The following is a 14,416-nucleotide window of genomic DNA, read 5'->3' on the forward strand; positions in this document are numbered from 1 at the left end:
ATGGAAATCGCAGCATTGATGTTCCCGGCGCTCTTCGCGCTGATCCTTCTGGGCCTGCCCATCGCTTTTTCGCTGGCCATCGTGGCCGTGGGCGCGGCGATCACGGCCTTTGGGCCGGTGGCCTTTAACCAGCTCTATGGCTCGTTCTACACCGCCTCGACCAATTTCATCCTGTCGGCGATTCCGATGTTCATCCTGATGGGCGCGTTGCTCGAACGCTCGGGGATTGCCGAGCGTCTTTACCGGGTGATGAACATGTGGCTTGGCCGTCTGCCCGGCGGGCTGGCGATTGCGACGATTGCCATGGGCGCGGTGTTTGCCGCCGCCGCCGGAGTGGTCGGCGCGGTCGAGGTGATGATCGGCATGATGGCGATCCCGGCCATGCAGAAGGCGCGGTATGACAATGTGCTCATCGCCGGGACGATCTGTGCCGGTGGCTCGCTTGGAACGATGATCCCGCCCTCGGTGATCGCGGTGATGTATGCCTCGCTGGCGCAGATGTCGGTGGGCAAGCTGCTGGCGGGGATGATGCTGCCGGGGCTTTTGATGGTGGTGCTGTTCCTTGCCTATATCTTTGTGCATGGGCTGTTGCGTCCGGTGCCTCTGGCGCCTGAGACGCGCGACGAATGCGGCCGCCCGCTTGGCGAAAAGCTCTGGATCACGGCGCAGGTGATGGTGCCGGTCTTTGGCTTGATCTTCGCGGTGCTCGGCTCGATCCTGGCCGGGATCGCCTCGCCCACCGAGGCGGCGGCGGTGGGGGCGGCCGGAGCGCTGTTGCTCACCCTCGCCAATGGGCGGTTTTCGCTGCCGATGCTCGGCGCGTCGCTGCGGGTGACGGTGCGGATCTCGGCGATGATCCTGCTCATCGTGGCGGCCGGGACGATGTTCATGAGCAGCTTTGCCGCCAATGGCGGGGCGCGGATGATCCGTGATTTCATCGAGAGCGCGGGGCTTGGCACGGCGCAGATGCTGATGTTCTTTCTTCTGGTGGTGTTCGTGCTGGGCTTTGTCCTCGACTGGACGGCGAATGTGCTCATCTGTGTGCCGCTCTTCACCCCGTTCATCCGCGAGGCCGGGGTCGATCCGATCTGGTTCGCGACGATGGTGCTGGTGGTGATCCAGACCGGCTATCTCACGCCGCCGATGGCGTCGTCGATCTTCTACCTCAAATCCATCGCGCCGCCGGACATGACCTATGGCCAGATGTGCCGCGGCGTGCTGCCCTTTATCGCTATGCAGGTGTTCACGCTGATCCTCATCGCGCTCTTCCCGGCGCTGGTGACCTGGCTGCCAGAGCGGATCGTCGGGTTCTGATCCCAGGCTTGGGCGGGCTCGCCTCGCCCAGGTAGCGTTCTCGCGGCTTGTCATCGGGCTTGGGCCGCGCCTATGTCATGTCTGTTTACCGGAGGGTGTTTCATGTGTTCCAAACCCGTCACCAAGGCCAAGCTCCGCAAGCGCGGGTCGGGGGCGCAGACGGTCTATGAGGTGCTGCGCGACGAGATCATCGAGCTCACCCGGGCGCCGGGCAGCCCGATTGACGAGGCGCAGCTGGCCGAGCGGCTGTCGATGTCGCGCACGCCCATTCGCGAGGCGCTGGTGCGGCTGGCGGGCGAAGGGCTGGTCACTGCGCTGCCGAACCGGACGGCGGTGGTGGCCAATATCGATTTCCTCAACCTGCACACGTTTTTCGACACGATCACGCTCATGTACCGGGTCACCGCGCGGCTCGCGGCGCAGTATCATCAGCCCGAGGATCTCGATCCCATCCGGCAGTGGCAGGCGCGGTTCGTGCAGGCGGTGACCGAGCAGGATGCGCTGGCGATGATCGCCACCAACCGCGAGCTGCACGCAGCCATCGCGGCGGCGGGGCGCAACCATTATTTCGAAGGGCTGTGCCTGCGGGTGCTCGACGAGGGGCGGCGGCTGTTGCGGCTATATTATTCCTCCTTCGAGGACCGGCTGCCGCAGGCCTATGCCGCCGAACACGAAGAGATCATCGCCGCCATCGAGGCCCGCGATGTGGAGCTCGCCGATCGGCTGGCGTCCGACCATGCCGATCAGATCGTGGCGCAGATCCGCGGGCTGATTGCCCGCGACCGGCGGCAGAAGATGGTGCTCTGACGCCCTGCCCCCTTGCCCGCTAGCGGCGCAGCTTGGCGGCGGCGGAGAGGGCGCCGTCGAGGCTGGTGGTCACGTGGTCGACATCCTCTTGCGACAGGCAGAGCGGCGGGACCATGCGCAGGCATTGCTGAAACGGTCCGGATTTCGACAGGATGATGCCCTCGGCGCGGCAGGCCTCGAAGGCCTCAGCGGTCATCTCCTTATCCGGGGTCTTGCTGTCGCGGTCGGTGACAAACTCCAGCGCCAGCATCAGCCCCTTGCCGCGCACATCGCCGATGGCGGAATGCTTGTCCTTGAGATCCTGCAGCCGTTCCAAGAGCTTGGCCCCAACGACCCGCGCGTTCTCTTGCAGGCCTTCGTCGCGCATCACGGCGAGCACGGCGCGGGCGGCGGCGGCAGAGGTCGGGTTTGCCCCATAGGTATGGAACATGAATTTCTCCGCCATCGGCGCGGCGACCTCTTTCTTGGCGACCACCGCGCCGATGGGAAAGCCATTGCCGAGCCCCTTGGCCATCACCACGATATCGGGCACGACGCCATCCGCCTCAAACCCCCAGAAATGATCGCCGGTGCGGCCAAAGCCCGATTGCACCTCATCCGCGATATAGAGCCCGCCCGCCGCGCGCACCCGGTCGGCGGCCCCGGACATATATCCCGGCGGCATGGCGATGATGCCGCCATAGCCCTGCACGCTTTCGACAAAGATCCCGGCGAGCTTGCCGGAGGTGGCGGTCTGAATGGTGCGGGTGATCTCGTCGAGATAGGGATCTGTCCCCTCGCCAAAGATGCCGCGATACTGGTTGGGCTCTGGCACGAAGGCCACGTTGCCCGGCATCCCCGGATGCCGCCAGCCCGCGATGCCGGTGATCGATTGCGCCGCCGCCGTCGGCCCGTGATAGGCGGTGCGCAGCGCCAGCAGATCGAGATTGCCGGTATAGGTGCGCGCCATGGTCATGGCGAGATCAATGGCCTCGGAGCCGGAATTGGTCAGATGCACCACCCAGTCATGGCCTTTCGGCATGGTCGCGGCCAGTTCCTCGGCGAGATGGGCGGGCGTCGGATGATAGAACATGGTGGTGCAATGGGTCAGCTCCTGCGCTTGATCCATGGCGGCGGCGACGACGCGCGGGTGCGAATGGCCGACCGAGATACAGACATTCATGCCGAGAAGATCGGTATATTTGCGCCCGTCCGTGTCCCACAGATACTGGCCCTGCCCCTTCTTGAACACGATGGGATCGCGGAAGGGCGTGAACCGGGTGAGCGAGGCCGCGTAATATTGATCGCGCCGCGCGGCGGTGCTGTCGAAATTCCAGTCGGTGTGCAGGGGATGTTCGTTCATGGCGTTGCTCCGGGTTTCATGCGGGTGTCGTCAGGATCAAAAGGCGCCTGCGGCAGGATCGTGGCCGCGCGGCGCTGTCCGAGGATGGAGACGCTGAGCCCGTCGCGCGCGGTGGCGTCGCGCAGATAGGCCAGCGCCAGAACCTTGCCGGTGCGATGACCATAGGCGCCCGAGGTCACGATGCCTACCGGCCGGTCGCCTTGCCAGACGCTATGGGCGTAAAACGGATCAACCTCGCCCGTCTCGATCTCCAGCAGGACCATCTCCCAAGCCGGGTCGCGGGCGAGGCCGTCGCGCAGGTCCTTGCGGACAAAGGCAGTCAGACCTGCCTCGAGCGGGCTGCGTTCGGTGGTGAGGTCACTGCCCCAGCCGCGATAGCCCTTCTCGAGCCGCATGGAATTGGCGGCATAGGCCCCATAAAAGCCAAGGCCATGGGGCTTGGCCCGGTGTTCCAGCAGCTCAAAGAGCGCGGTGGCGGCACCGCGCGCGACATGCAGCTCCCAGCCGCATTCGCCGATGTAAGACAGACGCAAGGCGCGGATGGCGATGCCGTCGAGCGTCGTCTCGCGGGCGCTGAGCCAGGGCATATCGACCAGCTCGGGGCAGGTCTCCGGCGCTTTGGGGCCCATCACCGCGATCACCGCGAAATCTTCGGTGACATTGCGGATTTCGACATCCATGCCCTTGGCCCTGCGGCGCAGCAGGTCGAGGTCGATCTCTTCGGCGGCGGCGGCGGAGGTCAGATAGGCGTGGTCCTCGGCGAGCCGGGTGACGGTAAACTCCGACAGAACACCGCCCGCCGGGGTCAGCCCATGGCAAAGCCCGATGCGGCCCGGATGTGGCGCGCGATTGGCCCCGAGGGTTTCGAGAAACGCGCCCAGATCCGCGCCGGTGATCTCGAACTTGGAGAAGACCGAGAGATCGGCCATGGCCACGCGCGAGGTGGCGGCGCTGACCTCGCGGGCGACCGGCGCGAACCAATTGGCGCGGCGAAAGCTTTCCTCAGGCCTCGCATTTGGCGTCTCCGAGAACCAATTGGGCCGTTCCCAGCCATGCGCCGCCCCCATCACCGCGCCACGGGCGATCATCAGGTCATGCAGCGGCGACAGGCGCAGGCCGCGCCCGGCGGGGCGTTCCTCATGCGGGTAATGCACGCCGAATTGCAGGCCGAAACATTCCACCGCCTTGGCCACGCGATACTCGCGGTCGGCCCAGGCGCCAAAGCGGCGGCTGTCGACCGCCAGCGCATCCATCGGCGGCGCGCCATGGGTCATCCAATGGGCGAGGAACCAGCCCGCGCCGCCGCCCTCCATCACCCCCATCGACGAGCCGGTCAAAAGCCAGGCGGTGTCGTGGCCATGGGCCGGACCGATGAGCGGGTTGGCGTCGGGGGTAAAGGTGATCGGCCCGTTGACCACGGTTTTCACGCCGCCGGTTTCGAGCGCCGGGAGACGCGCCATCGCGGCCTCGATGATATGGGCGACACGATCGAGATCGGGCGGCATCAGCTCGGCCCCGAAGGCGGGCGGCACGCCATCGACGGACCAGACCTGCGCCTCTTTCTCATAAGGCCCAAGGATCAGCCCGTCGCGTTCCTGGCGCACGTACCAGCTCTCCTCCGGGTCGCGGATCATTGGCAGCTCTGGCAAGCCGCCCGCGATCCTCTCGGCCACGGCGGGGATGGTGTCGGTCACCAGATATTGGTGCAGCACCGGCACGGAGGGGATGTTCACCCCCATCATCTGCCCCACTTCCCAGCCCCAGGTGCCGGCAGCATTGACCACATGCAGGCTCTCGACCGGGCCTTTGGCGGTTTCGATCTGCCAGCGGCCGCGGTCGTGGCGGATCGCCTCGACCGGACAGTTGCGCCAGATCTGCGCGCCGCCCTTGCGGGCCATTTCGGCCATGGCTTGCGTCGCCAGCGTCGGGTCGACATGGCCATCGTCAGGCTCGTAGATGCCACCGATCAGCCCGTCGAGACGCGCCAGCGGATGCAGCTCTGCGATGCGGTCAGGCGTCAGCACCTCGAGCGGATAGCCGGTGAATTCTGACAGCCCCGCGACATGACGAAACTCGTCCATCCGGTCGGGATTGCGGGTGATGCGCATCGCGCCCGAGCGGTGAAAGCCGCAGTCGCGGCCGGTCTCTTGCGGCAGGATGTCCCGGTAGAGCCGCACCGAGGTGGCGCGCAGCTCCTGAATGGTGGCGTTATGGGCGAAATGGGTGCAAAGCCCCGCCGCATGCCAGGTCGAGCCATGGGTCAGGTCGTTCTTTTCAACGAGCAGCAGATCGCGCCATCCGGCCTTGACCAGATGGTAGAGCAGCGACACGCCCATCGCGCCGCCGCCGATGATGACCACTTGCACCTTGGTCATGCGCGCATCCTTTCATGAGTGGGATCAAAGGCCGGGCGGCGGAGCGGCGTGGCCGCATGGTCCTGCCCGGCAATCCTGACGCAGAAGTTTCGCGCGCAGCTGTCGTCCAGCGTCTCGCCCGGCTCGGTGTCGATCAGCGCGAAACAGAGGTTGAGCCCGGTGCGCGGGCCGCGCGCGCCGGAGGTGGTAAAGCCCACGTGACGGCCCGCCTCAAAGACCGGCTCGTCATGCAAGAGAAGCGGGGCGCCAGTGACCTCCAGCAAGAGGAGCCGTCGGCGCAGGCCTTGGGATTGTTGCGCCGCGAGCGCCTCTTTGCCGGTGAAATTCTTGCGCCAGTCGATGGTAAAGCCAAGCCCCGCCTCGAGCGGCGTGATCGCGGGGCTGAGGTCATGGCCCCAATGCTTGAACCCTTTCTCGATGCGGCAGCCATCGAGGGCGAAATGGCCAAGCGGCCGGGCCCCAGCGGCATAGAGCCTGTCGAAGACACGCGGCGCGATGCTGTTGGGCAGGGTCAGTTCCCAGCCGTATTCGCCGACAAAGCTGATCCGCGTGGCGCGGGCGCGGTGGCCGTCGATCAGCAGATCGCGCAGCTCGCCCAAGGGCGCGGCGGCCCAGGCGGTGTCTTCGTCCCAGGCGCGCAGCATATGCGCCGCCCCTGCCCCCATCACGCCGAGCGTGCAATAGGCCTCGGTGCGGTCGGTGAGGGTCACGGTGCTGGGCAGGGCGCGGCGCAGATAGGCCAGATCGCGGGCGCGGGTGGCGGCGCCCGAAGTGATGTGGAAATGATCCTCGGCGAGGCGCGAGACGGTGACATCCATCTCGATCCCACCGCGCGGGTTGAGGATCTGGCTATAGACCGCGCGGCCCGGCGGCACATCCATCTGCGCGGTGCAGAGATCATTGAGCGCTTGCGCCACGTTCGGCCCGCGCAGGTCGATCTTGGTAAAGGGGCTCAGATCAATGAGCGCCGTGCCCTGGGCCATCTGGGCGGCCTCTGACTCGGCTGCGGGCCACCAGGGCTGCGCCCCCACCGAATAGGGCTGAGCCGCGCCATACCAGAGCCCGCGCTCCCACCCGGCGGTCTGGCCGAACTGTGCCCCCGCCTTGGCCCAGCAGTCATGCAGCGCCGAGCGGCGCAGATCGCGGCCCGATTTGGGCTGTTTATAGGGCCAATGCAGGGCAAAGAGATCGGCCACCGCCTCGTCCATGCGGGCCGCCATATGGGCCGGGGCGGCGCGCGCCGGATCGACCCGCGCCACATCCACCTCCCACATGTTCATCGGCGGATGGCCGTCCACCATCCAATTCGCCAGCGCCCGGCCAATGCCGGCCGAAGACATAACACCGACCGAATTCATCCCCGCCGCCACAAAGAGACCGTCGACCGCAGTTTCGCCCACCAGCGGCCGGGTGTCGGCGGTAAAGCTCTCAGGGCCGTTCATGAAATGCTGAATGCCGGTGGTGGCCAACCCCGGGCAAAGATCGAGCGCCGCCTCCATGAAGGGGCTGAATTGCTCCCAATCCTCGGCCATTTCGAGAAAGGCGCGGTTGCCCTCCGGCCCATAGGGATCCCAGCATTTGGCCTTCGGTTCAAACCCGCCGATGACCAGCTTGCCCGCGTCGCCCTTGAGGTAAATGCCGCGATCCAGATCGCGGATCACCGGGAAGGGATCGGGCAGATCGGGGATGATCTCCGTCACCACATACATATGCTCGACCGCCTGCAGGGGCAGCGCGACACCGGCCGTGGCGGCAAGCTCGCGCGACCAGGCGCCGGTGGCGATCACCACCTGATCGGCCCGCATTTCGCTGCCATCGGCGAGGGCGACCCCGGTGACGCGGCGGCCCTCGACCAAGAGCCGCGCGACCTCGACGCCTTCGCGCAGGGTCACGCCCCGGTTCTTCGCACCGCGCGCATAGGCCATGCAGAGATCGACCGGGTTCACATTGGCATCCTCGGGCACATGGAGCGCGCCGACATGCTGCGACAGATCGAGCATCGGCAGACCCACCGCCTCGGCGGCGATGACCGAAGGCGTCAGCCCCTGCGTGCGGCCCAAGTCCGCGATGCGGTGCAGCTCGTCCAGCCGTTCCGGCACCCGGGCCAGCCAATAGCCGCCGGTGCGCCGATAGCCGGTGGCCATGCCGGTCTCGGCCTCGAGCTCTGGAAAGACCTCCAAGGCGGCCGAGGCCAGCGCCGTCATACTCGGCGTGGCGCGCAGCGGGCCGACGATCCCCGCCGCGTGCCACGAAGTGCCCGAGGTCAGGCGGTTGCGTTCCAACAGCGTCACATCCGCCGCGCCGCGCTTGGCCAGATGATAGGCCACCGAGAGACCGATGGCACCGCCGCCGATGATCAACACCCGGCGCATCAATAGTAATCCTGATCAGGTTTTTCGGCCTTCCGCGCCGCGATATAGTCCTGCAGCGCCGCGTCGATCTCGGGGTCGAGACCGGGGTCTTCATAGCTTTCGAGCTGCGACTTCCAGAGCGCATTGGCGCGTGCGCCCGCGTCCTTTTCCCCGGCGGCGCGCCAATGTTCAAAGGCGTTGTCATCCGGCGTCCAGGGCCGGAAGAGCGCGCTCATGTAATTGGCCTGCGTATGCTCGGAGCCCAAGAAATGCTGCCCCGGTCCGGTCTTGGCGATTGCCTCCATCGCCTGCGCGTTCTCGCTCATGTCGATGCCGTCGAAGAACCGCCCGATTTTGCCGCAGAGATCATGGTCGATGATGGTTTTCTCGAACGAGGTGACCAGCCCGCCCTCGAGCCAGCCGGTCGCGTGGTTGATCAGATTGGCCCCGGCAAACATCGACATCAAAAAGCCCCAGGCCGCCTCTTGCTGGCTCTGCGCATCGGGGAGCTTGGACGAGCTGAGCGTGCCGACGGTGTGCAAAGGCACCCCCAAGCGGCGCGCCAATTGCCCGGCGGCCAGTACCAAGAGCCCCGCCTCGGGCGTGCCAAAGGTCGGCGCGCCGGTCTTCATCGACATGGTCGAGGCAAAGCTTCCCATCAGGCAGGGCGCGCCGGGGTTCACCAGCTGGGTGAGCGTCATGGTGGCCATGGTTTCGGCCAAGATCTGCGCCAGCGTCCCGGCCACGGTGGCGGGCGACATCGCGCCGGTCAGAACCCAGGGCGTGCAGGCCACCGGCTGTCCGGCGCGGGCATAGGTCTTGAGCGCGCCGGACATATGGCTGTCGAGGACCAGCGGCGCGTTGGTGTTGGAGACACAATAGAGCACGGCGTTCTCCGCCATGAAGTCGGCCCCGAAGACGATCCGCGCCATGTCGATGGCATGGCCCGCCCGCTCGGCCCCGATGAAGGCGCCCATAAAGGCCCGGTCGGAGTGGCGGATATGGCCATAGAGCATGTCGAGATGGCGCTTGTTGGCCGGCAGATCCACCGGCTCGCAGACCACGCCGCCGGAATGGTGCAGCCATGGCAGCGTGTGGTGCAGCTTCACCAGGTTGATGAAATCCCGGTAGGAGGCATAGCGCCGCCCCCGGTCGAGATCATGCACGAAGGGCGGCCCCCAGGACGGGCAGAGCACGCTGGCCTCGCCGCCGAGCTGCACCGAATTGGCGGGGTTGCGCGCGTGCTGGATGAACTGTGCGGGCGCGGTGGCGGTGATGGTCCGGCGGCAGAACCCGGGCGCGAAACGCACCCGCGTGCCATCCACATCACAGCCTGCCCGGCCGAATATCTCGAGGATTTCGGGATCGCCCTGAAACTCCATCCCGGTCTCGGCGAGGATCGTGTCGGCATTGGCCTCGATCTGTTCGAGCCCGGCCTCGCTCAGCACATTGAAGGTCGAGAGCTTGCGCAGGATGAAGGGCGCGCGCGGCTCTGACGCCGTCTGCTGGGGGTGGGCGCCACGGCGCCGGGAGCTGCGGGTTCGTTTCATGGGATCACGTTGCTACGGCGCTTGACACAAGCCAAGAAATTCCCCTCAGTATTGAAATCTCTTATACTAAGGATGCGCCATGCTGGATCGAACCGGCTTCCCTCCGGGGCTCATGCGCTCTCTCGAAGTGTTCCTTGCAGTGGCGGCCACCGGGCAGATGCGCGCCGGGGCCAAGCTCTTGAACCTGTCGCAGCCGGCCGCATCGCAGCATATCGCGGCGCTGGAAGAGGCCTTTGGCACCCGGCTTCTTGATCGTGGCACGCGGCCCGCGCGATTGACCCATGCCGGGGCGCGGCTGTTGCTCAAGGCGCAAAAGATCCTCGACGCGGTGTCCGAGATGGAAACCGAGCTGCGCCATGTCGGGCAGAAATCGCTCTCGCTCTTGCGGGTGGGGCTGCAGGCCTCGATCGCCACCACGCTCACCCCGCCGCTCATCGCCCTCGCGCAAGGCGCCTTTGGCGTCAAGGACATGACGCTCTATGCCGGGCAGAGCGGCAATCACGAACAGCTCTTGCGCACCAAACAGGCCGATCTCGCGATCACCTCCAACCCGTTTCTCGATATGGATGGGCTCGAACGGCATCATGTGCTGAGCGAGCAGTATCTGTTGGTGCTGCCCAAGGATTACAGCGGCCCCGAGGACAGTCTCGAGACGATCCAGTCGCGGCTGCCACTGGTGCGGTTTGGCGACACGACCCATGCCGGACGCCAGATTGCCCAGCATCTGCGGCGCCTGCGATTCGAGCCGAGCAAGGTCATTCAGGCGGACCGGTCGAGCATGGTGACCTCCTGCGTCGCGGCGGGACAGGGGTTCAGCCTGCTGACGCCGACGCTGCTTATCGATGGGCTGGTCGAGAACATGAGCCTGCGCATCCGCGACCTGCCGGTGCCGGGCCTGTCCCGGACCCTCACCGTGGTGTCCCGCAAGGGCGAGCTGCACGATCTGCCACAGGAGTTTGCCAAGATGTCCCAGCAGACCCTGCTGGCCCAGATCGTCGCCCAGATGGGCGAGATCGGCGCGGCCAGCGTGAGCTGTGACTAGCGCCCGCCCCGGGGTCTGGTTCGGAAGGGCCGATCCGTGGCTTAGGAAGCGCCTTCTTGGCCGATCCCCGCCCGGCCCGCCATGCTATGACGAAAGAACCGCCCCAAGGAGACCGAGATGCAGTTTCACGCTGACACCACCTGCGCCCATCGCACCGGGTTTGTGACCGCCGAGCTCTATTACTGGCATGACACGCTCAATTGGTGCGGCTTTCTCGAACCCGGGCTCGAGATGCAGCCGGGGCTGCATTTTGAACATCCCGAGACCAAGCGCCGCCTGCAGAACCTCGTAGAGGCGACCGAGCTTGCCCCCAAGCTCGCATCGCACCGGCCACGACCGGCGGGCGATGAGATCCTCCGCCTCGTTCATCCGCAGAGCCATATCGACCATCTCGCCAAAATCTGTGCCGCGGGCGGCGGCGACGCGGGCGAGCTCACCCCGGTGGGCCCCGCGAGCCTTGAGATCGCGCGGCTGGCGGTGGGCGGGGTCACCGCGGCGGTGGATGAGGTGATGACGGGGGACTGGGACAATGGCTATGTGCTTTGCCGTCCGCCGGGGCATCACGCGCTGCCCGAGAAGGCGATGGGGTTTTGCCTCTTTGCCAATGCGGCCATCGGCGCGAAATACGCCCAAGAGCGGCATGGCATCGGCCGCGTCGCGGTGGTCGATTGGGACGTGCATCATGGCAATGGCACCGAGGCGATCTTTTACGACGACCCTTCGGTGCTGACGATTTCGCTGCATCAGGACAATCTCTTTCCGCTCCACTCCGGCCCGATGGAGGCGCTGGGCGAAGGCGCGGGGCTTGGCCATAACCTCAACATCCCGCTGCCCCCCGGCACCGGCACCGGCGGCTATAAACACGCGTTCGACGAGCTGGTCCTGCCGGCGCTCGACGCCTTTGCGCCCGAGCTGATCCTTGTGGCCAGCGGGTTTGATTCCTGCGCCATGGACCCGCTCGGCATGCAGATGCTGAAATCGAGCGATTACGCCTGGATGATGGGTCAGCTCATGGAGCTCGCCACGCGCCATGCGGGGGGGCGGATCATCGTCACCCATGAGGGCGGCTATTCCCCGCAATATGTGCCCTATTGCGGGCTTGCTGTGCTCGAAACCCTCGCCGGCACCAGCCAGCGCCTCACCGACCCCTATGACGAGATCATCGCAGCCTTTGGCGGCCAATCGCTCAGCCATGATCAGCAGCTGCGCATCGCCCAGGTGAAAGAGATGTTTTTCGGGGGATGATGGGGCCAGCCGCCACGGGGGCAAGGCCTTGGGCCTGTGGCCCTGACACGCCATCCGCCGCCGCGATCTGACGGGAGGGTCAGGTTGGGCCTGATGGCATATGTTGGATAATCTGGTCGGAGTGAGAGGATTCGAACCTCCGACCCCTGCCTCCCGAAGACAGTGCTCTACCAAGCTGAGCTACACTCCGACCGTGGCGCACCAGTTACTGGCAAAGCGCGGGCTTTGCAAGACGGGAGTTGCGAGAATCTTGGCCCGGCCGGCAAAGCCCTCTGCGCCCGGCCCGATCACCAGCCCGATCACCAGCCGGGCGGGCGGCGCGCCGGAAAGCTGCCATAGTCAAAGAGCACATCCTGCCCGTCGAACACCACCCGACGCGGGCGTCCCTGCGCATCGAAAAGCACCGGCACCTCATGACCGTCCATCGCGATCACCGTCTCGCGGCAGCCGGTGCCGCCATCGGGACAGGGGGCGGCGCGGCGTTTGGGACTGCCGCCATCCGGGGCGGCGGCCTTGCGCAGCCTGGACCAGGAAAACCGTTCGGCCCAGATACGCGGCATCTGCGACATGAAATCGCCCTCTGCATCATGCGCACCCGGATAGTCAAAGACAAGCCCCGCGCTGCCCTGTTTCATCTTGCCGAGGATCATCCCCTTGGCCATGGCGGGCACATTGACCCAGTGCCCGCCCTGCCAGGCCGCTAGGTCCTGCGCGCCGAAATACATGGCCTCGCCGCCCGGCGCGATGATCTCGGTATAGCTGCCGCGCGCCACATAGGTGAAGACGGCGGGCCCCATGGTCAGCCGGACCATGCAATCCTCTGCCGCCACGTCAAAGGTGCCGAGGGCGACACGGCTGCGCTTGGGGCGTTTCGGGGTGATGCCGGTCTCGCCCCGCGTCACCGGGCTGTCGATGTCGAGCGAAACGGTGATCTTGCCCGCCCGCGCAGGTGTCACGACCAGCCCCTCGACCGTGCCATTGTCGCTGTGCAGCCGCCAGTTGCCCGGGGCGAGATCGCCAAACCCATCGACGAGAAACGCCCCCGCCTGCCCGGCCTGAAAGCAATCGGGCGGGGTGAAATCCACCGGCCGCGTGCCGATCTTGAGCAGAAACTTCGCAGCCCCCGCCGCCCTGTCCGGCGCGGGCGTATAGGCCACGCGGAAAAACCCGAGCTCAGGCGGCGGGGCGTTGCCATCCACCAACAACGCATCGCGGTGCCGTTCGGGGGCGAGCCGATGCTCGCGGATCAGCGACAGATCGGATTTCTCCAGCGCCCCCGCAAGCCAGAGATCTGCCACGAAAACATTCTCCGAAGGCAAGCTGTCAGGCGTGGCGGCCACCTCCAGAGATACAAGCATCGGATGCGCGGCGAAACCCGTGGCGCGGCCTTCGAGTGCCACCTCCTTGGCTTCGCGCGGCGAGGCGAGGCTGAACTCGTGCCGGGCAATATCCCCGTAGTAGAGATAGCGGCTGGTCCGGCCAAGCTGCGTCTCTTGCGTAGGTTCGACATTGTTGAACCGCGCCACATAGCGGGGAAAGAACTGATCGAAACTCTGTCCGCCGGTCAGCCGCGTGTCGTAGAAGAGCGACATGCCAGTGCCGCCGCGCAGCCCGGCATTGGTAGAAGCGTCCAGTATCTCCGGCTCCGCGAGCCAGCCCACCCCGTCCGCGCTGCCGATCGCCTCGCCGAGCGAGATCAGGTAATCCCATTTCCCATAGCCGGGATCGTCCTGCCCGTCATGGAACTCCCGGTCGAGCACCATATGGTATTTCGGCTCATAGACACCCGGCGCGCCGCCCTGCTTGCGGGTCCAGGCCGCGGCAACAGCGGTGGCGACCGCTTCGTTGATCCAGATGAGCGCACCGGGATCGCGGGCGGGCTGCACCGCATGGACATATTCATGCACTAGGGTATCTACACTGTCGCTGTCGCCCACCGCCCGCACCGGCAGGTTCAACCGCCCTTTGTTGAGCGGGTTGAGACGGAAACAGGCGGCGCTGCCCTCGGAGCAACCGACATCGGACGGGGCATCCTCGCGGACAAACCGCAGCCCCTTGCGCCCGTCCTGCGCAGCCTCGAGGTTCTCGCGCGCCACCGGAAAGCCCAGCTCGGCCATCCAGCCTCGTGCCGCCTGAAGCTCTTTCAGGGTCGCGCGCGCCTGTCCGCGGGTCTCGGCATCAAGGCTTTCGGCGTCGCAGAGCCCATCCGAGACGCAAAAGAGCTGAAAGCTCTCGCTTTCGGTGACGATTGCCGCCTCCGGGCTGGCCTGGGCCAGGGGCGGCGGGGCCCATGGGACAAGCGATGCCCCCAAGGCCAGCGCGGCGGCGATGGCCCGAGTTTGGTTCGGTCGGATAGCGCGCGGCAGGAAAGAGCCTGTCATGAAAATCCT

At 66.2% G+C, this 14,416-nt stretch carries 9 protein-coding genes and 1 tRNA gene; 4 read left to right on the plus strand and 6 right to left on the minus strand.

Features of this window, described 5'->3' with window-relative positions; all coding sequences use genetic code 11:
• Positions 1–1,314, plus strand: a complete 1,314-nt coding sequence (locus WA237_RS11185) for a TRAP transporter large permease (protein ID WP_336097745.1) — start codon at positions 1–3, stop codon at positions 1,312–1,314.
• Positions 1,315–1,416: 102 nt separating this feature from the next.
• Entirely contained in the window at positions 1,417–2,121 is a 705-nt protein-coding gene (locus WA237_RS11190; protein WP_336097746.1) for a GntR family transcriptional regulator, read from the plus strand.
• A 19-nt stretch (positions 2,122–2,140) separates the two neighbouring features.
• Here the strand turns inward: WA237_RS11190 and WA237_RS11195 are convergent, their stop codons facing one another.
• Genes WA237_RS11195 through WA237_RS11210 form a run of 4 tightly spaced genes read right to left on the minus strand, consistent with a single transcriptional unit; the run spans position 2,141 to position 9,739 of the window.
• Positions 2,141–3,463 carry an aspartate aminotransferase family protein gene (locus WA237_RS11195; RefSeq protein WP_336097747.1) on the minus strand — a complete coding sequence of 441 codons (1,323 nt, stop codon included), beginning with the start codon at positions 3,461–3,463 and terminating at the stop codon, positions 2,141–2,143.
• On the minus strand, positions 3,460–5,838 hold the full coding sequence (locus WA237_RS11200) for a GcvT family protein (protein ID WP_336097748.1): 2,379 nt from the start codon (positions 5,836–5,838) through the stop codon (positions 3,460–3,462). Before WA237_RS11200 ends, WA237_RS11195 begins: the two co-directional genes overlap by 4 nt.
• Entirely contained in the window at positions 5,835–8,210 is a 2,376-nt protein-coding gene (locus tag WA237_RS11205) for an FAD-dependent oxidoreductase (protein ID WP_336097749.1), read from the minus strand. Before WA237_RS11205 ends, WA237_RS11200 begins: the two co-directional genes overlap by 4 nt.
• Positions 8,210–9,739, minus strand: a complete 1,530-nt coding sequence (locus WA237_RS11210; protein WP_336097750.1) for a trimethylamine methyltransferase family protein — start codon at positions 9,737–9,739, stop codon at positions 8,210–8,212. Before WA237_RS11210 ends, WA237_RS11205 begins: the two co-directional genes overlap by 1 nt.
• A gap of 79 nt (positions 9,740–9,818) precedes the next feature.
• On the opposite strand from WA237_RS11210, the gene WA237_RS11215 reads away from it, so the two are divergent.
• A complete protein-coding gene (locus tag WA237_RS11215; RefSeq protein ID WP_336097752.1) occupies positions 9,819–10,781 on the plus strand; it encodes a LysR family transcriptional regulator in 963 nt (320 codons plus the stop codon).
• 117 nt (positions 10,782–10,898) lie between these two features.
• The gene (locus tag WA237_RS11220; protein ID WP_336097753.1) at positions 10,899–12,026 is read left to right on the plus strand and encodes a class II histone deacetylase; all 1,128 of its coding nucleotides are present in this window, start codon (positions 10,899–10,901) and stop codon (positions 12,024–12,026) included.
• A 113-nt stretch (positions 12,027–12,139) separates the two neighbouring features.
• On the opposite strand, the gene WA237_RS11225 is transcribed toward WA237_RS11220, so the two are convergent.
• Both WA237_RS11225 and WA237_RS11230 read right to left on the minus strand, forming a co-directional pair.
• Positions 12,140–12,216: transfer RNA gene (locus WA237_RS11225), tRNA-Pro, on the minus strand.
• A gap of 109 nt (positions 12,217–12,325) precedes the next feature.
• Entirely contained in the window at positions 12,326–14,407 is a 2,082-nt protein-coding gene (locus WA237_RS11230) for a hypothetical protein (protein ID WP_336097755.1), read from the minus strand.
• Between the last annotated feature and the right edge of the window lie 9 nt (positions 14,408–14,416).

This window comes from Roseovarius sp. CH_XMU1461, from assembly GCF_037027165.1.
Classification (GTDB): domain Bacteria; phylum Pseudomonadota; class Alphaproteobacteria; order Rhodobacterales; family Rhodobacteraceae; genus Roseovarius; species Roseovarius nubinhibens.

Excerpts from the sequence above, each read along its gene's own strand:
- WA237_RS11195 (WP_336097747.1), bottom strand. The coding sequence starts at position 3,463 with ATGAACGAACATCCCCTGCACACCGACTGGAATTTCGACAGCACCGCC.
- WA237_RS11210 (WP_336097750.1), bottom strand. The coding sequence starts at position 9,739 with ATGAAACGAACCCGCAGCTCCCGGCGCCGTGGCGCCCACCCCCAGCAG.
- WA237_RS11190 (WP_336097746.1), top strand. The coding sequence starts at position 1,417 with ATGTGTTCCAAACCCGTCACCAAGGCCAAGCTCCGCAAGCGCGGGTCG.
- WA237_RS11205 (WP_336097749.1), bottom strand. The coding sequence starts at position 8,210 with ATGCGCCGGGTGTTGATCATCGGCGGCGGTGCCATCGGTCTCTCGGTG.
- WA237_RS11230 (WP_336097755.1), bottom strand. The coding sequence starts at position 14,407 with ATGACAGGCTCTTTCCTGCCGCGCGCTATCCGACCGAACCAAACTCGG.
- WA237_RS11185 (WP_336097745.1), top strand. The coding sequence starts at position 1 with ATGGAAATCGCAGCATTGATGTTCCCGGCGCTCTTCGCGCTGATCCTT.
- WA237_RS11220 (WP_336097753.1), top strand. The coding sequence starts at position 10,899 with ATGCAGTTTCACGCTGACACCACCTGCGCCCATCGCACCGGGTTTGTG.
- WA237_RS11200 (WP_336097748.1), bottom strand. The coding sequence starts at position 5,838 with ATGACCAAGGTGCAAGTGGTCATCATCGGCGGCGGCGCGATGGGCGTG.
- WA237_RS11215 (WP_336097752.1), top strand. The coding sequence starts at position 9,819 with ATGCTGGATCGAACCGGCTTCCCTCCGGGGCTCATGCGCTCTCTCGAA.